The sequence below is a fragment of the Pseudomonas sp. ITEM 17296 genome (assembly GCF_028895205.1).
Classification (GTDB): Bacteria; Pseudomonadota; Gammaproteobacteria; order Pseudomonadales; family Pseudomonadaceae; genus Aquipseudomonas; species Aquipseudomonas kermanshahensis.
In genome coordinates, this window is sequence record NZ_WJRS01000018.1 from 33751 (window position 1) to 54911 (window position 21161).

General features: G+C 51.8%; 22 protein-coding genes and 1 pseudogene. 15 read left to right on the forward strand and 8 right to left on the reverse strand.

The genetic code is table 11. The features are described from left to right. Positions 1-92: 92 nt before the first annotated feature. The 4 genes from GIB19_RS19020 (at position 93) to GIB19_RS19030 (ending at position 2778) form a co-directional block, all read left to right on the forward strand. On the forward strand, positions 93-788 hold the full coding sequence (locus tag GIB19_RS19020; RefSeq protein WP_274887633.1) for a DsbA family oxidoreductase: 696 nt from the start codon (positions 93-95) through the stop codon (positions 786-788). A 51-nt stretch (positions 789-839) separates the two neighbouring features. Further along, positions 840-1388, forward strand: a complete 549-nt coding sequence (locus GIB19_RS19025) for an OsmC family protein (protein ID WP_274887635.1) — start codon at positions 840-842, stop codon at positions 1386-1388. Positions 1389-1471: 83 nt separating this feature from the next. After that, complete coding sequence (locus GIB19_RS28480; RefSeq protein WP_446731395.1) at positions 1472-1807, forward strand: thioredoxin family protein; 336 nt, start codon at positions 1472-1474, stop codon at positions 1805-1807. Between the two features lie 77 nt (positions 1808-1884). Further along, on the forward strand, positions 1885-2778 hold the full coding sequence (locus tag GIB19_RS19030; RefSeq protein WP_264309585.1) for a DMT family transporter: 894 nt from the start codon (positions 1885-1887) through the stop codon (positions 2776-2778). Between the two features lie 92 nt (positions 2779-2870). On the opposite strand, the gene GIB19_RS19035 is transcribed toward GIB19_RS19030, so the two are convergent. Beyond that, positions 2871-3329 carry an Lrp/AsnC family transcriptional regulator gene (locus GIB19_RS19035; RefSeq protein ID WP_274887636.1) on the reverse strand — a complete coding sequence of 153 codons (459 nt, stop codon included), beginning with the start codon at positions 3327-3329 and terminating at the stop codon, positions 2871-2873. Positions 3330-3481: 152 nt separating this feature from the next. Between GIB19_RS19035 and metC the strand changes: the two genes are divergently transcribed. The 4 genes from metC (at position 3482) to GIB19_RS19055 (ending at position 7990) form a co-directional block, all read left to right on the forward strand. Next, positions 3482-4690: a cystathionine beta-lyase gene (gene metC / locus GIB19_RS19040; protein WP_099429027.1), complete on the forward strand. Its 1209-nt coding sequence runs from the start codon at positions 3482-3484 to the stop codon at positions 4688-4690. 122 nt (positions 4691-4812) lie between these two features. Further along, entirely contained in the window at positions 4813-6243 is a 1431-nt protein-coding gene (locus tag GIB19_RS19045) for an amino acid permease (RefSeq protein ID WP_274887637.1), read from the forward strand. Between the two features lie 76 nt (positions 6244-6319). Next, a complete protein-coding gene (locus GIB19_RS19050; protein ID WP_063427202.1) occupies positions 6320-7510 on the forward strand; it encodes an NAD(P)/FAD-dependent oxidoreductase in 1191 nt (396 codons plus the stop codon). 30 nt (positions 7511-7540) lie between these two features. Then, complete coding sequence (locus tag GIB19_RS19055) at positions 7541-7990, forward strand: DUF1641 domain-containing protein (protein ID WP_063427204.1); 450 nt, start codon at positions 7541-7543, stop codon at positions 7988-7990. 83 nt (positions 7991-8073) lie between these two features. Here GIB19_RS19055 and GIB19_RS19060 read toward each other — a convergent pair whose 3' ends face one another. Both GIB19_RS19060 and GIB19_RS19065 read right to left on the reverse strand, forming a co-directional pair. Then, the gene (locus GIB19_RS19060; protein WP_014860748.1) at positions 8074-8274 is read right to left on the reverse strand and encodes a YbdD/YjiX family protein; all 201 of its coding nucleotides are present in this window, start codon (positions 8272-8274) and stop codon (positions 8074-8076) included. Between the two features lie 14 nt (positions 8275-8288). After that, entirely contained in the window at positions 8289-10346 is a 2058-nt protein-coding gene (locus GIB19_RS19065) for a carbon starvation CstA family protein (protein WP_063427205.1), read from the reverse strand. A 295-nt stretch (positions 10347-10641) separates the two neighbouring features. Here GIB19_RS19065 and GIB19_RS19070 point away from each other — a divergent pair, with 295 nt between their 5' ends. The 7 genes from GIB19_RS19070 to GIB19_RS19100 all read left to right on the forward strand — a co-directional run bounded on the left by GIB19_RS19070 (position 10642) and on the right by GIB19_RS19100 (position 16809). Next, positions 10642-12003: a cache domain-containing protein gene (locus GIB19_RS19070; RefSeq protein ID WP_128610698.1), complete on the forward strand. Its 1362-nt coding sequence runs from the start codon at positions 10642-10644 to the stop codon at positions 12001-12003. A gap of 31 nt (positions 12004-12034) precedes the next feature. Continuing rightward, a complete protein-coding gene (locus GIB19_RS19075; protein ID WP_274138151.1) occupies positions 12035-12685 on the forward strand; it encodes a response regulator in 651 nt (216 codons plus the stop codon). Positions 12686-13611: 926 nt separating this feature from the next. Beyond that, positions 13612-14166 (forward strand): OsmC family protein, encoded by a 555-nt coding sequence (locus GIB19_RS19080; RefSeq protein WP_014860752.1) that lies wholly within the window; start codon positions 13612-13614, stop codon positions 14164-14166. 91 nt (positions 14167-14257) lie between these two features. Further along, positions 14258-15031: an SDR family NAD(P)-dependent oxidoreductase gene (locus GIB19_RS19085; protein WP_274887638.1), complete on the forward strand. Its 774-nt coding sequence runs from the start codon at positions 14258-14260 to the stop codon at positions 15029-15031. 92 nt (positions 15032-15123) lie between these two features. Further along, a complete protein-coding gene (locus GIB19_RS19090; RefSeq protein ID WP_274887639.1) occupies positions 15124-15714 on the forward strand; it encodes a TetR/AcrR family transcriptional regulator in 591 nt (196 codons plus the stop codon). Between the two features lie 3 nt (positions 15715-15717). Further along, entirely contained in the window at positions 15718-16416 is a 699-nt protein-coding gene (locus GIB19_RS19095) for a DsbA family oxidoreductase (RefSeq protein ID WP_274887640.1), read from the forward strand. Between the two features lie 63 nt (positions 16417-16479). Continuing rightward, positions 16480-16809 carry a thioredoxin family protein gene (locus GIB19_RS19100; RefSeq protein ID WP_274887641.1) on the forward strand — a complete coding sequence of 110 codons (330 nt, stop codon included), beginning with the start codon at positions 16480-16482 and terminating at the stop codon, positions 16807-16809. Between the two features lie 20 nt (positions 16810-16829). On the opposite strand, the pseudogene kefC reads toward GIB19_RS19100, so the two are convergent. The 5 genes and pseudogenes from kefC to GIB19_RS19125 all read right to left on the reverse strand — a co-directional run bounded on the left by kefC (position 16830) and on the right by GIB19_RS19125 (position 21030). Then, a pseudogene (gene kefC, locus GIB19_RS19105) lies at positions 16830-18666 on the reverse strand (glutathione-regulated potassium-efflux system protein KefC). Beyond that, a complete protein-coding gene (gene kefF / locus GIB19_RS19110; RefSeq protein WP_128610701.1) occupies positions 18667-19188 on the reverse strand; it encodes a glutathione-regulated potassium-efflux system oxidoreductase KefF in 522 nt (173 codons plus the stop codon). A gap of 110 nt (positions 19189-19298) precedes the next feature. After that, positions 19299-19517 (reverse strand): tautomerase family protein, encoded by a 219-nt coding sequence (locus GIB19_RS19115; protein WP_014860756.1) that lies wholly within the window; start codon positions 19515-19517, stop codon positions 19299-19301. Between the two features lie 30 nt (positions 19518-19547). Then, the gene (locus GIB19_RS19120) at positions 19548-20654 is read right to left on the reverse strand and encodes an alkene reductase (protein WP_274887642.1); all 1107 of its coding nucleotides are present in this window, start codon (positions 20652-20654) and stop codon (positions 19548-19550) included. A 43-nt stretch (positions 20655-20697) separates the two neighbouring features. Next, positions 20698-21030, reverse strand: a complete 333-nt coding sequence (locus GIB19_RS19125) for a carboxymuconolactone decarboxylase family protein (protein ID WP_014860758.1) — start codon at positions 21028-21030, stop codon at positions 20698-20700. Between the last annotated feature and the right edge of the window lie 131 nt (positions 21031-21161).

Sequence of the window (21161 nt, forward strand, 5' to 3'; positions counted from 1 at the left end):
GAGGAGGCTGCTCCCCTAACGAGCAGCCCATCTTTTTCGAGTTCGTCCCGCACACTCATAGCGAAAGTGCTGAGCATCTTAAGGTGATACAAATGAGCGCAGAATCCAAATTAATCACGATTGACGTTTGGTCGGACTTCGTCTGCCCTTGGTGCTGGATTGCGAAGCGCCGGTTCGAAAGTGCTCTTGCCGATTTTGAACACAAAGACTTGGTTCAGGTTAACTACAAGGCCTTTCGGCTCGCTGTTGGCCAAAAAGCCGCACCGATAAAGCAAGTGCTTGTGCAAAAGTTTGGCAATGAACAATCTGCAAACGGGATGATCCAAGCTGTCACTTCTTATGCCAGAGAAGTCGGCCTTGTTTACAACTTTGACACGATGCTGTTTGGAGACACTACTAAGGCACACGCTCTCGTCAAAGCGGTCGACGATAACGATATCAAGAAGGCTCTCAGCGAACGCCTTTATGAGGCCTGCACCACAGATGGACGCTCCATCTTCGAAGAGAACTCGTTGTCGGGAATTGCGGCAGAAGTGGGTATCTCAGCAAGCTTCGTACAGCACGCCTGGAATGATCAGACGCTGCCCAATCTAATCGCTAAGGATGAGAAAGAGGCTCGCGAGGTCGCGAACGGCGTTCCTCTGTTTGTCTTCAACAACGGTTTCTACATCTCGGGAGCTCAAACTGTTGACGCATTCAAACTGGCGCTACAGCGAATGTATTCGAGTGCCACCGAAGGTGAGTCCTTCCAAGGGCAGACCTGCGGCCTTAACGGATGCGACAGCTGATCAACATGTCTGCACGTTAACGATAAATATTAATTTCTGTAGGCCGTCAGCATGAGCAGCATTGTGAATGGTATCAACGTTACTAACCTAGAAAACTTCGCTCGCGACGTAGCAGCGGATCACACAAACGCTGAAGTCCGCTTCAATGTCCAGACTAAATGGATGGGCCAAACCAAAAGCGTTACGAATGTTACTCAATGCAGTCTCGCCGGTCAGCAAATGGAGCGAGACTTCCAGATCGTATCGGACGAGCCTGTTGAGCTATTAGGTGAAAATACAGCACCTGGCCCAATGGAGTTGTTACTTGCTGCCTTGAATGCATGTATGTCGGTAGGCTACGTAACAGGCGCTGCAGCGAGGGGCATCAAGATTAAAAGTCTTGAGATTGAAACGGACACTGATCTCGACCTGAGTGGTTTCTTGGGACTTGATGAAAATCTAAATCCTGGGGTCAACGAAGTACGTTACAACGTAAGAATTTGCGCAGATGCCTCACAGGATCAAATCGAAGAGCTTCATGCCCAGGTCATGAAAACCTCACCAAACTTCCATAATATGGCGAGAGGAATTAAAGTATCGCCAAAACTGGAGATCATATAAATCTGGCAGCATCACAGCTGAAGGGTCGCCGAAGCATCTGGCGACCTTGCGCTGCACTTTGAAAAAAACTGGCACATATCTCTATGAATGAAAGTTACGAATTAGATACCGATGGACTCCATAGAGAACTCAATACACCCAATAGAATTCATGTTATTTGCTTTTCTTCCTCTTGGTGCGGCCCTTGCACCGGGATGAAGCCAGTTTTCGAAAAACTCGCTGATGCATACTCTCAACTCGCGACATTTAGACACGTTGATGTCTCACAGTCTCCGAGGGTGGCGAAAGCAATGAATATCCACGGTGCTCCGTCAATCGCAGTATTTAGAGACGGGACTCCATCTAAGCTGATCATGGGTGCGAGCTCATACAGCGAGCTGCAGAAAACTCTGGAAATCGAACTAGAGTACATAAATTGAATCGTCCTGAAAGTTCTGAGGCACGTTCAACGGATGCTCATTTAGGAAATCTCACCCTACCCAGTGGAAGAATTCTCTTGAATACCCCTCTATCTCCAGCTTTGACCACCAAACAAGTACATCGCGTTGTGTTCCTGACGGCCATCGCGATGATAGCGTTTGCAGCGAACTCAGTTCTGTGTCGGGTCGCATTGCGGCACAGCGCCATCGATCCGATTAGCTTCAGTGTCATACGTTTGGTGAGTGGTGCACTGATCCTATGGATGATTCTCAAATTTCAGCGACCAGCAAAAAAGAGCGCAGGCTCTTGGGGAGGCGCTGTATCACTCTATGTCTATGCCTTCGCTTTTTCCTACGCGTATTTGAAACTGGATACCGGTACCGGCGCGCTTGTTCTGTTCGGCGCAGTGCAGCTAACCATGCTTGGGTACGGATTTCTCCATGGAGAGCGCATGGGCGCCTTGGCATTGCTAGGCTTACTGCTGGCGATTGCAGGCCTTGTCATACTACTTCTTCCGGGATCCAGCGCCCCGCCCCTGGCAAGCGCAGTGATGATGCTCGCGTCAGGGGTGGCATGGGGAGTCTACTCAATCCTAGGAAAAGCCTTAGCTGATCCGTTAGCGGCTACAGGTGGCAACTTCATGATGTCTGTTCCGCTCATCGTGCTTACCGCACTGCCCTTCATGTCCTCTTTCCATGCAGACGCTGTCGGTATTACTTATGCCATCGCATCAGGCACCATCGCATCAGGCGCGGGATACGCTATCTGGTACGCGGCGGTTCGACATCTCTCATCTTTCCGGGCAGCTACTGTGCAGCTAACAGTCCCAGTGATTGCCTCCATTGCCGGAGTTCTACTGCTGGGGGAAACCTTCACCACTCGCCTTGGCCTGAGCTCACTGACAGTACTAGGTGGCATAGCCCTGGTATTGTCGGCTAAGCAAACACCTTCGCTAAAGCCACGAGACTGAAAAGCATCGAAACGTGCAACTCAGTAGATTTTGGGCTGCACGCACTGCATCAATTACTGGAACAAGTTACACACTGCGCGTCACATTGGCACTTACAAAGGAAGCGTCGAACATCTTTTTATCTCTTTGAGAGAAAAGCCCGTATACATCTCCTTAATATTCCCCAAACGGCGTATCTTGTACATAGCCAGCTGATGGAAATCGTCCATATCTTTAACCACCACCTGCAGTAAATAGTCATACTTCCCAGATATATTATGACAAGAAAGCACACTCGGCAGGGAATTTACCCCCTTCTCAAAGTTATCCATCGCCTCCTCTGAGTGTGTATCCAACGTAATACTGATGAAAGCAAAAACATTCAAACCAATAGCTTTTCGGTTAAGCGAAGCGTGATACCCCTCGATCACCTCCTCTTCAAGTCGCTTCAATCGCTTCCAGCTTGCCGGGGCGGAAAGCGAGACGCGAGCTGCGATCTCAGCGTTGGTGAGACGACCGTTCAACTGAACGATCTCAAGGATCATGCGATCCACCTTATCCAGCTCAATCATCGGCATGTCTCGGGCAATGGCAGAAAAATCTGAGTTAATGGGACAAGAATTCGCACTAGAAACGCCTAATAATATTCACCAATAAACCGCTTAGCAAGAAATATACGAAAGAAAATTTCTCTATAGAACAAATATAATTAGCTGATCTAGTCATGTATCGATCAGAGAGAAAAGCCTTGAATAACAATAAGTTAACTGCATCAAGCGCGACGGTCATTGCTCACGCAGGTAGTCACCCCGAAGACCACTACGGGTTCGTCAACCCTCCTATCTACCGAGGTTCGACAGTCGTATTCCCAAACGTCGACTGTATGCAGAATGGCGACCAGCGCTATCAGTACGGGCGGTGGAACAATCCATCGACTGAGGCCCTTTGTGAAGCTATATCAGCGCTAGAAGGCGCTACTGGGACTGTTCTGTGCCCTTCCGGCCTGTCCGCATGCGTTACCGCGATACTGTCCGTGGTGGGATCAGGCGAACATATCCTGGTACCTGACAGCGTTTACGCCCCGACACGCCATTTCTTGGATACCGCAGGAAAACGGCTGGGCATTCAGACAACCTACTACGACCCTCAAATTGGAGCAGGCATTTCTGAACTTTTCCAATTTAATACTGAGGCAGTGTTTACTGAGTCGCCTGGCTCACATACCTTCGAGATTCAAGACATCCCAGCAATCGCCAAGGCCGCACACGCCCATGGCGCGCTGGTTCTGCTCGATAACACTTGGGCGACACCGCTGTATTTCAAAGCGATCGATCATGGCGTTGATCTCTCGATTATGGCCGCCACCAAGTATATCGTAGGTCACTCTGATGCTCTTATCGGCACTATCGCAGCATCATCACGCGCATGGCCTCAACTAAAAGCCTACCATTTCCAATCGGGCACATATGTAAGCCCAGACGACGCGAATCTGGCTCTACGAGGCCTCCGGACATTGGACGTCCGTCTGGAGCGCCATCAACGCAGTGCCCTATGTGTGGCCAAGTGGCTGGAAGAACAAGACCAAGTTTCTCGCGTCATTTACCCTGGTCTGCCATCCCACAAAAATCACTCGCTATGGCGCCGAGATTTTACCGGAGCAACCGGCCTCTTATCGTTTGTTACCAAATCCGCCCCCATTGAAGCAGTCAAAGCCCTTCTTGATGATCTGAATCTTTTCGGACTCGGCTATTCATGGGGTGGCTTTGAAAGCCTAGCGATGACAGTAGATCCACGGAAACTGCGCACTACAACGCTTTGGGAGGAAGAAGGTCACCTCATTAGACTTCATGTCGGCTTGGAGAACCCAGAAGATCTTATCGCCGACCTAAAACTTGGCTTTGATAGATTCGACCTAATTCGCCATCAGTCTTAAGAATGATCTATCACTAGTTAAACGAGCATGAGAACGAACCTTGGCACATGTTACGACCAGGGACGCCGGCAGCTTACACCCGTCATCACGCACTGCCGCAAATAATAAAACTGGAGGCAAATGTGAGCATTTTTAGAACAAAAAGCTTAGAAGAAATAAGCAAATTACAGCACTCCAAAGCATCTCTGAAAAAAGTACTCGGGCCAGTCGATTTGATTTTTATCGGTGTGGGCGCCATTGTAGGAACAGGTATTTTTGTGTTAACGGGCACAGGAGCTCTAACAGCTGGGCCCGCATTAACAATTTCATTTATCATCGCTGCTTTAGCATGTGGGCTTGCAGCACTCTGCTATTCAGAGTTTGCATCAAGCATTCCAGTAGCAGGCTCCGTCTATACGTACAGCTATTTCACACTTGGGGAGATCGTTGCATGGATGATCGGCTGGGATCTTATGCTCGAATACGGCCTGGCGAGCGCAGCAGTCTCTGTTGGTTGGTCTGGTTACTTTCAATCCCTGCTAAGCGGGTTCGGATTATCGTTACCCACTGCGTTGACTGCAGCACCTGGGGCGCTACCGGGCGTTAGCACATTCTTCAATCTGCCTGCGTTTATCATCATGATGGTAATCACCTGGCTGCTTTCTATTGGAATACGTGAATCTATTAAAATCAACAACATTATGGTGGCACTCAAAATTGCAGTAGTGCTTTTGTTCATTATCGTCGGCGCCCGACACGTAAAGCCCGAGAACTGGCAGCCCTTCGCGCCTTTTGGGTTCAATGGAATCATGAGCGCAGCAGCGTTGGTCTTCTTTGCGTTCATTGGTTTTGACGCAGTATCTTCTGCAGCTGAGGAAGTCAAAAGACCTGGGCGTGATTTGCCTATCGGGATTATCGGTTCACTGGGAATATGCGCGATATTGTACGTAGTTGTATCCATGATCATGACAGGTATCGTTCCATTCCGTGAGTTCCTCGGCATCGACCATCCCGTCTCGCTCGCCCTCCAGTATGCAGGTGAGAACTGGGTAGCGGGCTTCGTCGACCTGGGTGCTATTTTGGGTATGACAACGGGCGTGCTTGTAATGCTCTATGGGCAATCCAGAATTATCTTCGCTATGTCTCGCGATGGACTGGTACCCTCTAAGTTCTCCGAAGTACATCCTGAATATGGCACACCATTCTTCACTACTTGGACGATCGGCATCATTTTTGGTCTTATCGCAGCAGTAGTCCCACTGAATGTACTTGCCGAACTTATGAATATAGGCACGCTAGCTGCATTCTGCCTAGTTTCGTTTGCTGTAATCGTGCTTAGGAAGAAGCGCCCCGATCTGCCACGCGCCTTCAAGTGCCCGCTCGTACCACTCGTACCAGCACTCGCAATTATTTCCTGCATTACGCTGATGTCGTATCTAAAACTGCACACATGGATTGCATTCGGCGCATGGCTGCTCGTTGGAGCCGCAATTTACTTCCTATATTCCAAAAAACACTCAAAACTCAATACTTCTGCGGACGGCGCATTGAAAGGAGGCATTCGCTCGATCTAATTCACTAGCGCCCCATTTTGGCCAGTCTCGTTGAATACGCGACTGGCCTTCATTTAGCTCAGACTATGGAGAGCACATGCCACATCGGATAATTATTGTCGGCGGCGGTATTGGCGGCACAATGACTGCCAATCATCTTGCCACCAAACTCTACCCTGAGATACGCAGTGGCAAGGTGGAAATCTTGATGCTGTCTAACTCTCCCTGGCACTATTACAAACCTGCGTTCATGTACATTGCCTTTGACAGTTTCTTCAAAAATGAGCTTCGGCGGCCTCAGCGCAGCCTACTCCGCCCTGAGATCGACTTCCTTATAGAAGAGGTCGAGGAATTCCAATACAACCAGAACCGCGTGAAATGTAAAAGCGGAAAAGTATACGGATACGACCAACTCGTTATCTCCACAGGCTGTGTACCCACCCCCGAGCGAATCGATGGCCTAAAAGAAGGCGGTGATCATTTTTATCAATATGAGCCTGCGCGGCAGCTTGCAGATAAATTGAAGTCTATAGAAAAAGGCAGAATTCTAGTCACCGTAACATTCCCCAAGACCCCCAATGTACCTCACCAATGTGGTATTGCACCCATTGAGACTACGCTAATGCTTGACGACCTGCTACGTAAACGCGGCGTTAGAGACAAAGTGGAAATCGTCTATACATACCCTACCGTAGCTCAACTGTTACGTAACTGTCTTTTTTTGCAGAAGGACACCTGCGAAGTATTACCCAGTATATTTGAACAGAGGGGCATTAAGCACCAGAGAAGCTTTACGCTTAACCGAGTTGATCCGGGAAGCAATATCGCGTTTTCAGAAGAAGGCGGAGCGGAAGATTTCGACATTCTTATGGCCACTCCACCTATCCGCGCAGTAGACGCAGTTAGAAACTCCGGACTGTCGCAAGCTCAAGATGATGAAGGGTGGCTCCCTACAAACTATCAAACCATGAAAGTATATGGTTTAGAGAACGTATATGTCCTGGGCGATACCGTTGATCTTCCCGTGAGCAAGGCCGGGGGCGCGTGCCATAGCCAGTCCCCTGTTGTAGTAAATAACATAGCCTCCGAGCTTCGTTTCGGGCGGACTTGCGACAGTTATGAGGGTAAGGTTGCTGCAATTGCGCAAATGGGATTAGAGGCAGGAATGCCGCTCTGGTACGACTATGAAAATGATGTAAAGCCTACGCCCCCCACTAAGATTGGCGGACTTATGAGGAAAAGCTTCAATAGAGGCATATATTGGGCGGTCGCGCGCGGCCTGGTGTAACACGATCAATAATTTTACAGGACACCTTAGATGAGCTCACTCCCTGAACAAGAAAGCCTCTCGAAAAATAAACCGGGAGCGCCCTCGATTTCGGAATCGTTGGAACTTAGCGAGGCTGCGCTCGAAGGGCTCAGGTCGCTTGTCGTAAAGCTTGAGCCCCTCTTGGCCGGAGATCGACTCTCAAGACTGGTCGACCTAATGTCAGTTGCGACCGACATCGTCGACATGAGCGATTCTTACATGGTCGAAAAGCTAGCAAATGTCTTCGAAGAAGGCTCGTCGGCTGCATGGTTAGCGGGTAACGCGGCTCGCGTTGCAAGCGCCCAGGTAAGCAAGCTTTCGGAACCCCCCTCTTTAGTCCGTTTGCTTCGGATGACCTCTGATCCGGATGTCAGACGGGGACTAGCATTTGCGTTGGAATTTTCGGGAGCACTCGGAAAGCAACTCAACCATGGCGTTACTAACCATCTAGAAGACTGACAGCGTTTTCGCAGACCAAGACGCAAAGCGCCCGATGCATTGCATCGGGCGCGATTGACTACGCAGAAAAATACCTCAAGGTACTAACAGCAACGTGGCTGACCGTTGCCGCCGCCGTATCGAGCTTCCTGTCTCTCCCGAAAGAATTCCTCATATGACATCAGAGGTTTGTCAGGGTGCTTGTTTTGCATGTGCTCGACGTAAGTGTCGTAGTCAGGCATGCCCACCATCAGACGCGCTGCCTGACCCAGGTATTTACCGAGGCGACTCAGGTCATTGAACACGTTACACCCCTCCTTTATGCATCAGGCAGTGCTAGGTAAGGCGACTCTTTATCCGTACGCTCCTTGCTACCCCACGCTGCAATCCCGACCTTGAGCGCGTAGAACAAAATGCTAAACATAACAAGCAAGAACAGGGCTGTGAGCGTAGCGTTCGTATAGGCGTTGAAGATCACATGCTGCATCTGCGAAATGTCCTTCGCCGGCGCCAAAATCTGACCATTGGCCTGCGCATCACTGTACTTACGCGCCAACGCCAGGAAGCCCATAGCAGGGTTAGCATCGAACAGTTTGATGAATCCTGCGGCTGTAGTGCAAATCAGCAGCCAGATCGCTGGTAGCAGGGTCACCCAGACATACCGATGACGCTTCATTTTGATAAGCACGACGGTACTCAGCATCAAAGCGATGCCTGCCAACATCTGGTTGGAAATGCCGAACAGCGGCCAAAGCGTATTAATACCACCCAACGGATCGATCACGCCCTGATAGAGCAGATAGCCCCACAATGCCACGCAGCCAGCGGTGGCAATAAGGTTTGCAGCCCAGGACTCTGTACGGCGCAGGGCAGGAACAAAGGAACCTAACAAATCCTGCAGCATGAAGCGGCCTGCCCTGGTGCCAGCATCCACAGCGGTCAAGATGAATAACGCTTCGAACAAGATTGCAAAGTGGTACCAGAACGCCATGGTGTTCTCGCCCGGCAGAACGTGGTGCAAAATTTGGGCAATGCCCACAGCCAGCGTTGGTGCCCCTCCTGCGCGAGCGAGGATGGTGGTTTCACCTATATCTTTAGCTACCGACTCTAGCTGATCCGGGGAAATGGTGAACCCCCAACTGCTAACCGTCTGCGCTACGGACACTGCATCACCACCAACGATAGCTGCAGGGCTGTTCATGGCGAAGTACACACCAGGCTCAATCACCGACGCAGCCACCATAGCCATGATTGCTACGAAAGACTCCATCAACATGCCACCGTAGCCGATGTAACGGGCGTGGCCTTCGCTCGCAAGCAATTTAGGTGTTGTGCCAGAGGCTATCAGCGCATGGAATCCCGAGACGGCACCGCAGGCAATGGTAATAAAGAGGAACGGGAACAAGCCGCCTTTCCACACCGGCCCTGTACCATCGGTGAACTGAGTCAACGCCGGCATTTTCAGCTCGGGCATAGTGACGAGAATTCCGACAGCAAGCGCGAGAATCGTGCCAATTTTGAGGAACGTGGACAGGTAGTCACGCGGAGCCAAGATCAGCCAGACTGGTAGCACCGCAGCGACGAAGCCGTAGCCAATGAGCATCCAGGTGATTTGAATACCGGTGAAGGTAAAAGCCTTGGCCCAAACTGGATCGGCAGCAATCTGCCCCCCCAACCAAATTGAGCCCAACAGCAGCAACACACCAATTACCGAGATCTCTCCGATGCGCCCAGGACGAACATAGCGCATGTAGACGCCCATAAACATGGCGATCGGAATGGTGGCCATGACGGTGAAGATACCCCAAGGGCTCTCGGCCAGCGCCTTGACCACAATCAGCGCTAATACGGCAAGGATGATGATCATGATCAGGAAGCAGCCGAACAGCGCGATCGTTCCTGGGACTCTGCCCATCTCCTCTCGCACTATGTCCCCCAAAGAGCGACCGTTGCGGCGGGTAGACAGGAATAGCACCATGAAGTCTTGTACCGCGCCGGCAAGCACCACGCCGGCTATCAGCCAAAGCGTTCCAGGCAAATAGCCCATCTGGGCAGCGAGTACCGGCCCAACCAAAGGCCCCGCACCAGCGATGGCAGCGAAGTGATGCCCGAAGAGCACGTGTTTGTTGGTCGGCACATAATCCAGGCCGTCGTTGTTGACTACGGCGGGAGTGGCTCGACGAGGGTCTAGCTGCATCACTTTCTGGGCGATGAACAGACTGTAGTATCGGTATGCGACAAGATAGATGGCTACTGCTGCGACTACGATCCAGAGAGCATTGATAGCTTCGCCGCGGCGCAAGGCCACGACGCTAAGCGCGAATGCTCCCAGAACAGCCACGGCAAACCAGGCAATGTGTTTGGCCATATGGGTCATTACGTGTCTCCTGTCGACAGCCTGTAGGTCGTCGACCGTGATTATTATATTTGTGTCCGCTTCGCGGCAGCGGCCAATATCCGCGTATACCCACTACAAATAAATCCGCAGAACTACGCCCACAAGCCTACGTAGTTCTACTGAGCTACCGGCTATGCGATCGGGTCTTTCGACCGCTAGCCGCTTTCGGCTACTCGGTGCATCGGGGATTGACATAAGATGCTGAAGTCCCAGTGGCCTCAGATCGCAGCGTCCAAGACTGCTGGTCGCGTACAAGGTCTGGACAGGAGTAGGAATGCAGCTCAAACACAAAATTGTCGCCCTGGGGATCTTGCCACTTGTACTGGCTATTGCCGCTATCTGCGCGCTTGTCATCTCCCTGAACAACCAGCTGGGTGACCAGCAAGCACAACTGATCGAAGACAGTATTTTGGTCAGTAAGCGCGCAGAGCTAGAAAACTACGTAGCGATGGCGAGGAGCTTGATCGCCCCCCTCTACAACGATGGCCATGGCGACGACCATGCTAAGCAGAAAGTCCTAGACGAGCTGAGGAAGCTCAGCTTCGGCATCAATGGTTATTTTTTCGTCTACGATCGCCAAGGCCGCAGTCTGATGCATGCAAGGCAGGCAGAGCTGGTCGGCAAAGACCTCATGGATATGAGGGATCCACACGGTCTCCTAGTGATTCAAGCGTTGCTCCAGAGTGCCAAGTCTGGTGAGGGCTTCCAACGCTATGCGTGGAGCAAGCCTTCCTCCGGGAGAGTGACCGAAAAGCTCGCCTACGTCGTAATGTTGGAACAATGGGGGTGGATGATCGGTACGGGCATCTACCTTGAAGACGTTGAAAAAGCCACTCAGCAAGCTCGTGATGAAGTGGCTCATGGTATCCGCAAAACGATGTTGTCAATTGCTGTCGTAGCCCTTGTGGCAGTCTTGTTAGTATTTGCAAGCGGAATGACGTTGAACCTGAGTGAGCATCGGCTAGCCGACACCAAGCTACAACGCTTGAACCAGCGAATTGTGAGCCTTCAGGAAGAGGAGCGTTCGCGCGTTTCTCGCGAGCTGCATGATGGAATTAGCCAAGTCCTCGTGTCCATAAAATACAAACTTGAGCTAGCAAGCTTTCTGCTCGAAAACGGAGAAAGCCCAGGTGCAGTTATCTTGAAAGAGGCTACCGAGCGGCTTGGAGAGGCCATTGGTGAGGTTCGGAGCATCTCACACGACCTTCGCTCTTCGCTCTTGGACACCCTGGGGCTTCCTGCCGCGATTGGACAATTGTCTGAGGAGTTCGAGCAACGCAGTGGGCTGCGGGTAACGTTTGAGACTAATGAGTTTGAGTGCCTGCTGGACGATGGGGTGCCCGTCTCGCTTTTTCGAATTGTTCAGGAGGCGTTATCCAACATCGAGCGACACGCTCAAGCTCACGATGTAGCCATTACGCTGTATGGAACCGAGCAATCTGTTCGCTTGAGAATAAGCGACGATGGAGTTGGCTTTAATGTTGATGAAGTTGAGCGTCGCCACACTGGGATCGGGCTCAGAAATATACGGGAACGCGTCGAACACCTGGGTGGTCGATTACATCTGGCCTCTGCACCAGGCCGAAGTGAGGTCGATATTGAGATTCCAATGAGTATTCCCTGTAAAAAAGTTTGACTCACCTAACTCGATAACAATGGACACCCCCATGAGCCTATCAGCACAAATTCGTTTAGCCTTGGTCGATGACCACTCGCTCGTTCGCGACGGGATTAAGGCGCTGCTTTCGGTAGTACCCAATGTGGCTGTTGTGGGTGAAGCCGAAAGTGGCGCACACGCCATGGAAATGGTTGATCAGTGCAAGCCTGATCTACTTCTAGTAGACATCAACCTACCGGACATAAACGGTCTTGTACTCACACGAACATTACGCGAAAGGCATCCTTTACTGCGGGTTCTAGTACTCAGCATGCATGACAGCAAGGAATATGTCAGCGAATCACTGCGTGCAGGTGCAAGCGGCTATGTGTTAAAAAACTCCCCCTCAAGAGAAATCGTCGCTGCAATTGAAGCAATCGCAAATGGAGGTACTTTCTATAGTGCAGAAATAGCGCAAAAACTTCTTCTTGATGACGGCAGTTCAAGCGAACTAACACCGAGGGAAAGCGAAGTTCTCTATAAAATGGCTCAAGGACTGAATAACAAAGAAATGGCCCGAGAACTTAACATAAGCGTCAGGACTGTAGAGACTCACCGCCTGAGTATTCGACGAAAACTAAAAATCGACAAACCTGTAGCGCTGGTAAAATATGCGATCGACCATGGAATAATTTCCAGCCAACCAGCGGCGAAGACCTGAATAATTAGCTAACACACCCGTCTACACTGAAATCAAACCGATTAACATGCATATCAAACAGCTCAGCATCACCGAAATTATCATAGCCCGCGATAATTATCGTAGATTTCGTTTTGAGGGTTGACGCGACGATGTTATCAGCAGTCGCGGATAACAGCGCGTAGGGTTCGCCGACTGAGTTTTTTACTAATGCATAGCGCAGCCTTGCACGAACAACTCTCCCTATCATGTACAGAATCACTTCTAAAAGGGCATACACCATGCCTTTTGTCTCGGTCAAACGCTCAACGGCCTAGGTGAGGGCCTCCCTTGATGGGCAGTTCCACCTTCGATAGGTGTGCTTTGTGCGAACTTCGCGCATCGAATCGCATACGAGGAGGGCTGATAGCCGGTAAGCAGGTGTGTTGGCGTCTTCATGATACCGCTCCGACCTCAATGGATGCCCAGGCAACCTGGGGCTGCACACCCTTGTACCTTCTCCATGCCTGCTTCCATTTCCTATCCTGGAACGCTTCTCATATTCATAAGCCTCTGCTGGGCAAAGACAAAAGTGCTGCCAGCCTCAAGCATTTACCACCTCGCTAATTTTAATAATAAAAACAGTAACTTGGAATTTTTTCCTTGAACCGCTACCGCATCACCCTACGGGATCACCTCGATACCCGCTGCTGACCTTGGAAGGATGCGGCCTGCTGATCCTGCGTTGATCTAGATGATGCGAAAGAAAGGGTTTGCAGTCGCCTACCCGGCTCGGGAGCCATTAGCCCGCGCGCCCGCCAGGTACGAAGCGCTAAGGATGGACAGGTCGTGACATGGGGACATGGCCCCTTGGTTGAAATAATTCCTTGCAAGCCACCCTACCAGTTGGTAGAGTAATTCCTCAGCGAACACCCACCCATAAATGTGTTGCACATAGGACTTATCAAATGACAAACAACCTGAACGGTATTGACGTAGCAGCCCTGCAACAGTTTGCCCAAGGCGTTGCTGAGGATGCGAGCAAGCGTCACGCCAGTTTCAACGTTAAGACCGCGTGGAAAGGCCAGACCCGCACTGTAGCCAAAGTCAGCCGTTACAGCCTGGCCGGTGAAACCTACTCGCGTGATTTTGAAATTGCCGCCGATGAGCCAAATGAATTGCTGGGCCAAAACACCGCACCTAACCCTCAGGAGCTGCTGATGGCTGCTCTCAACGCCTGCATGTCGGTCGGGTATGCCGCCAATGCCGCGATGATGGGCATCAAGATCCACAGCCTGGAAATTGAGACTGACGGCACTCTCGATCTCCGTGGCTTCTTGGGCATCGATGAAAGCGTTAACCCAGGTTACGACGAGGTAAGTGTCGTAATCCGCCTGCACACCGATGCCTCCCGTGAGCGCGTGGAAGAGCTGCACAAGGTGGTGCTTAAGACTTCGGTGAACTACGCGAACTTCTCCAAAGCCATTCGTATGGTGCCTACCCTCGAAGTGCGCGAGGGCTGATCCTTAGCCGCGTCACATCCAAGCCCAGCGTGCATCAGTAGAAAACCTGCTGGTGCCGCTCTTAACGAAGTCGGGATAGCCGGAGTCTGCAATGATTGATTTTTTTAATGGCAAAAAACTGTTGGTCGTCGGCGGCACGAGCGGCATGGGCCTGGAAACGGCGCGCCTGTTTTTGAAGGCTGGTGGTAGCGTGGTACTCACTGGCAGCAAGCAGGACAAAGCCGACGCTGTTCGCGCTGAACTGAGTTCATTGGGGAACGTATCGGTGATCGTTGCGAACCTGATGACCGAAGAAGGAATGAATTTCGTACGCAACGAAATCAATGCCAAACACAACGACATTGGCTTCATGGTGAACTCTGCCGGCATATTCATTCCGAAGCCTTTCATCGAGCACGATGAGGCTGACTACGACATGTATCTGGATTTGAACCGGGCCACATTCTTTATCACTCAGGCCGTGGTCAAGAATATGCTTGCCGCCAAGCGCGAAGGTTCCATTGTCAACGTCGGTTCGATTGGCGCCCAAGCTGCACTGGCCGGCTCTCCAGCGACTGCTTATTCGATGGCTAAGGCGGGCCTGCACGCAGTCACCCGAAATTTGGCAATTGAACTGGCGCACTCTGGCATCAGAGTCAATGCCGTGTCGCCTGGCATCGTCCATACCTCAATCTATGAAGGTTTCATGGACAAGGACGCGATCCCCGATGCGATGAAGTCTCTGAACGATTTCCACCCGCTGGGGCGAGTCGGTGTTCCCAAAGACGTGGCCAACACCATCCTCTTCTTGCTCTCGGATAAAACTTCCTGGGTGACAGGTGCTATCTGGGACGTTGATGCAGGAGTGATGGCAGTACGCGCCTAATACCCTAGCAAGCCCTGCGTATGGCGCCTCCTGCTGAGGCGCTTTCTCAGTGCGCTGACTCAGGTGAAAGGTGCTGGCTGTAGGAGTTTCAAATGTCTATTACGACAAAAGCTGCGCTTATGAGTTACGCGGAAACCCAGATGCGTTCAAAGGGTTACTCAGCATTCAGTTACGCTGATCTCGCTGCGAAGATCGGTATTAGAAAAGCCAGCATTCACCATCATTTTCCTACGAAGGAGTGCTTGGGCGCAGAACTGATCAGCGATTATATCTCCCGGTTCAATGAAACGCTGGCATCAATCGAAGCCTTGCATCCCGAGCCATTGCAGCGCTTACAGGCCTTTTCCCGACTATTCGTGATCAGCGCGAATGAGGGGCTGCTGCCTTTATGCGGCGCATTGGCTGCGGAAATGGCTGCGTTGCCATTGTCGCTCCAAGGGCTCACGCGGGACTTCTTCAACTCTCAGCTCGCCTGGCTCCAAAGCACTCTGAATGATGCAGTCCGCCAGCACGGATGGTCGCTGGGAACAACGTCTGAGAACTTCGCCTTCATGCTGTTGAGCATGCTGGAGGGGGCAAGCCTTATTGATTGGACACTCGGTCGATCAACCGACCCTCTGGCTGGCTTTAACCATTTGCTTGAAATGGCGGCAATGCAGGCTTCCTTCCTTCGCGCAGGCTAAATTATGCAAAACTCATCGAAAAAATATGTAGTCGACATCTGGTCTGATTATGTGTGTCCTTGGTGCTGGATAGCCAAGCGCCGCTTTGAGAAAGCACTTGAAAGCTTCTCAGAGAAGGACGACGTGCAAGTCAACGTTCGGGCCTATCGGCTGGCTGCTAACCACACTCCTGAGCCGATGATCCCGGCCCTGAAACGTAAGCTCGGCAACGCAAACTCCGCTTTGGCGATGATGGGTACGGTCAGTAACTATGGCAAGGTCGACGGGTTGGATTACTGCTTTGACACCATGATGTTTGGCGATACCACTGACGCTCATGTGCTAGTGAAAGCTGTTAAAGATTCGGCAGTAAAAACGCGGCTCGTAGAGGCGCTGTACGAGCAAAGTACCAGTCACGGCAAGTCCCTCTTTGATCGCACCAGCTTGGCAGCGATTGCTAAAGACGCAGGTGTGTCGGACGAGTCAATCCAACTGGCTTGGTCATCTGCAGAGCTGCGCGCTGAAATGGAGGCGGATGAGCAGTTTTCCGCCCAATTGGGCGCTGGCGTACCGCTTTTCGTGTTCAACAATGAATTTTCAGTGGTAGGTGCGCAGCCTGAAGCTACGTTTCTTAAAGCACTTAATCACATGGTTGAGAGCATGCAAGTCGACGACAGCTCACCCACTGGACAGGTCTGCGGCATCGATGGCTGCAAGATTTGATTGGCAATGAATGGAGGCACTCTGAAGGTGCCGCCTGCCCGTAATACAGAACGAGAAATCCAGATGAGTCGTATCGTTGAGTTGAGCGCTCCCCAATTTGCTCGCTTCGTAGCCAAAGGGAGCAGTGTCGTAATGTTCTCAGCCTCCTGGTGCAAACCTTGTAAAGAAATGAAGCCGATCTTCTTGGAGCTGGAGGGGAAACTCCATTCATTAGCGATATTCGGAAAGATTGATATTGCGGTGTCTCCGACAATTGCGCCGATGTATGGAATCCGCTCTGTGCCATCCTTGGCGGTTTTTCACGAAGGCCGATTACTGAAAATCTTCGCAGGGTCTAAGTCAGTTTCATCCTTGAAGAAAGCGATTGTTGCTGAGCTGGAGGATGCTTGCTGACCAGCATCCTCCGTAACTCGTCAATATGGTCGGTCATTATTCTCGCGGTTTCTTAGACCATTTTCTCCTGGGCCTGTGTCAATTGGGTGAGCACGATCTTCGTTGAATATTTCCGTCAGTAAAGCGTTCGCTCGTTTGTAAGCGTCGTACTTGAATTCGGTGTCATCAACGGGTTGAGCGGCCATTTCTTCCAGCATTTCCAAATTCAGGCGACGGAACCGATCCGCACGCTCACGAGCCTCGTAGCGCCCTACACCCAGTTGCTCCAAGGCTCTTCGCCCAAGAGACAACGCGCTTTCAAAGGTTTCCCGTTCCACGGCCTCTATGCCCATCTGGCGCAAGGTAATGCTGTGCCCCATATCACGAGCGCGCACCACCAGTTTTAGGGATGGAAAATGCTCCTGGGCCAGCTCGGTCAGTGCCAGGTTATCGTCCTGATTGTCGATAGCGTTGATCAGCACCACGGCTTTCGCGGCACCCGCAGCGTGAAGAAGATCGAGACGTGTAGCATCCCCGTAAAACACCTTCACCCCGAACTTCCGCAGTGTCTCAATGTGGTCGGGATCATGATCCAAGACCACTACCTCAAAGCCACAGGACATCAGCAGACGCCCAGCGATTTGACCGAACCGACCGAAGCCAGCAATGATGACCCGAGGATTGCTCTGATCAATGATGTCTGATTCCTTGCTGCCCTGTTTGCCCGACGAGTCAAAGTGATTGAGCAAGAGGATCAGCAGAGGCGTTACACACATGGACAGCGCAACCGCCAACGTCAGACTTTTACCCCAGGGGTCGACCAGGATGCCGGCGACTGTCGCTGCGCCAAATACTACAAAGGCAAACTCACTGCCTTGGCCCAAGAACACCGCCTGCCATGAGCGCTGATCACTGGGGACACTCAGGAAGCGCCCCAGAAGCTTGATCACGAGCAGTTTGATCAGGATAAAGCCCAACGTCAGAGTGATCACCTTCAAAGGGGCATCGATCAGCGTTCCGAAGTCAATCGACATGCCTACGCCGATGAAGAACAGACCCAGCAAGAGTCCCTTGAAAGGTTCGATATCGCTCTCCAGGGCGTGACGGTATTCCGAACTGGCCAATAGAACGCCCGCTAAGAAAGCCCCCATGGCCATGGATAAGCCTGCCCCTTCCAATAAGAGGCCGAACCCGAATACCAGGAAAAGGGCGACAGCACTAAAGATCTCCCTCAGGCCAGAGCGCGCTACAAAGCGAAGGACGGGTCTAGATACGTACTGACCCAAGAGAACAACTGCGACAATTGCACCAACGATTTTGGCGATGGACAGGGCCAGTTCCGAACCCGAGGGCGTACCGCCATTTGCGGCCAACAGTGGAATCATAGCCACGAGGGGAATCGCCGCGATGTCTTGGAAAAGCAACACGGCAAAGCTGCTTCGACCCACCGCAGTCGAGGTCACGTTCCGCTCATTCATGGCCTGCATGGCGATGGCTGTAGACGAGAGGCTCAGCGTCAGTCCCACAAGCAGCGCAGCTGTCCAGCTCAAGCCTAGTGCCGCGCAAAATATTGCGATGGCTGCACCACATGCCAGCATCTGCAGCGCACCTCCACCGAACACCATTCGACGCATAGACCAAAGACGCTTGGGGGTCGAGTTCAAGACCGATGATGAACAGCATCAACACCACGCCAATTTCAGCAAAGTGCAGTATGGACTCAACATCGGTTACAAGCTTCAAGCCCCACGGGCCAATTAAGCAGCCGGCAATCAGATACCCCAGAACCGGGCCTAAACCTAACCGAACGGCAATTGGGACTATCAAGGCAGCTGAGCCCAGATAGATAAGCATTTCAATCAGGCTGTGAGTGTCCATTTAATCTTCCATCCACGAGGCCAAAAGCTCGCCGTAATGACGGATCTGTCTGAGCAGTCCGGCTTGATCTGCTCTGTATGTGCCGTGAACTGCAACTGGACTTAACCAACGCATTCCACAGTAATTTGCGGTTGCTTGAAGGGGCTGGGACAGCACGGCGAAACCTGGGTGGTCGCCGCCTTCAAAATGATCATGGTCTCCGCCCGTGGTCACGACCCACAGTAGATTTTTATTTTTCAAAGCAGTAGCACCATTGCCGTATGCCCAGCCCCGTGTGAAGACCTTGTCAATCCACAACTTCAAAAGTGGCGGGTAGCTATACCAATACAAGGGATGCTGCAGAACCAGCAGGTCTGCTTGTTCCACGGCCTCCTGTTCAGCTTCAACGTTGATATTGAAATCCGGATATAAGTCGTACAGGGAGCGTATTACAACATCGGGTCTATTTGCTGCGAACCTGAGCATCAACTTGTTTACGTTGGATTTCTCAGGATAAGGATGGGCGTAAATGATCAGAATCATGGCGTGATACCCCACCAACCTGGCGTTCTACAATAACGGAAAAAGCCCCCTGATCGTTGAGCGTAAAATGCACTCAACGATCAGGGAGCTATTGGTTCAACGATGAAGCTTTACTGACCTGCTTGCAGCTTCAACACATCCTGGGCAGTGACTGGATTGCCAGCAATGCCCCAGTCTCCGCTCTTGACCTCTTCGAAAATTACCCAGGTCAGGGCACGCATATTTTCCCCTTCCACGGACACCATGGCGTCAGTCACTTTGCGAATGACCTCAGCTTTTTGCTCGTCAGAAAAAACCCCTTCAATACCCTTGATAGTTACGAGTGGCATGGTGTTCTCCTAAATGTTTGGGATGGAATATCAGGCTTTTGCTGCTGCGTATTCCGGGTAGTCGGTGTAACCCTTTTCAATCGAATCGCTTACGCCGTAGTAGGTCGCACGATCACCCTCGGCTAGAGGCCAATCGTTCTGCATACGCTCTACAAGATCAGGGTTAGCGATATAGGCGGTGCCGAAGGCAATCAGGTCTAGCTCGCCTTTAGCCAGCTCAGACTCTGCGATTTCCTTGGTGAAGCCGCCCGCAGCCATCAAGGTGCCTTTGTAAGCCTCGCGGAACGCAGCACCGAAGCCTGGTGGCGTTTGCGCGGCCAAGATGGTTGGTTGGTAGTTCAGGTGAACAAATGCCAGCTCTCGTTCATTGAGGGCAGCCGCCATGCTCATCCAGGTTTCTTCTTCGCCTTCGTAAACACCGAAGTCGTACAGGCGACCAAACGGCGAGAAGCGAACGCCAATCTTCGAACCACCGATTTCAGCAGCAATGGCGTCAATCGTTTCCAGCAGGAAGCGCTGGCGGTTGGCAATAGAGCCACCGTACTGATCAGTCCGAGTGTTCAGGGCGCTGCTCAGGAATTGATCGAACAGGAAGCCGTTGGCTGCCATGATCTCAATACCGTCAAAACCTGCATCCATCGCCATCCGCGCGGATTTAACGAAATCCGCAATGACGCGTCTCACTTCTTCAGTTTCCAGGGCGCGTGGTTCGCTTGGTTGAACAGGCCCAGATTTGCCCGGTTCGATCCAGGCATACACCGTGGTATCCACCGCAGGCACCGTACCGGAGGATACAGGCACCATGCCATGTACCGAAACGTGGGACATGCGGCCCACGTGCCAGAGCTGTGCAAAAATCTTCCCGCCCTTGGCGTGCACCGCGTCAGTGACTTTGCGCCAGCCTGGTAGGTGCACATCTTCGTAAATGCCAGGGGTGTACAGATAGCCACGAGCCTCATCGGAGATAGGCAGGCCTTCGGTGATCAGCAAGCCGGCAGAAGCACGTTGCGCGTAGTACAGCGCGTTGGACTCATTTGGAATGTTGTTCAGAGTTCGGGTGCGAGTCATGGGCGCCATGACAACGCGGTTTTTCAGGGGAATGCCAGCCAGATCGTAAGGTGTGAAAAGCTTATTCATGATTACTCTCGAAATCGTCTAGGAAGGAAAGTCGGCGTTATGCTTAGGACTTATCGAAAGCGTCGAGTACATGGGTGCTGTACACCAAAGCGGCACCGGCGTTCATGTTGATGGCTACACCCAGTGCTTCGGCGACTTCTTCACTTGTAACGCCGAGCTTCTTAGCCTCAGCAGCGTGGAAGGCGATGCACCCGTCGCAGCGAGTGGTCACAGCTACAGCCAAAGAAATCAGCTCGCGGGTTTTGGCATCCAGATGATTCGTCTTCCCACCAGCAGCGCCTAGCGCAGCCATGCCTTTCATGGTTTCAGGGGACAGCCCATTGAGCTCTACGAGGCGAGTGTTGATGTCTTTGCGGGTTTGCTTCCAATCTTGCATGAGGCTCTCACATGGGCGTTAACGCCCGGCAGGTTCGCGGGTTTGGTTCGACAATGGATATACACTACCATCTAGTTGGTAGGCTTGCAACGCCTCATGCGAAATTCACGTCATTACGCATGATTGAGGTG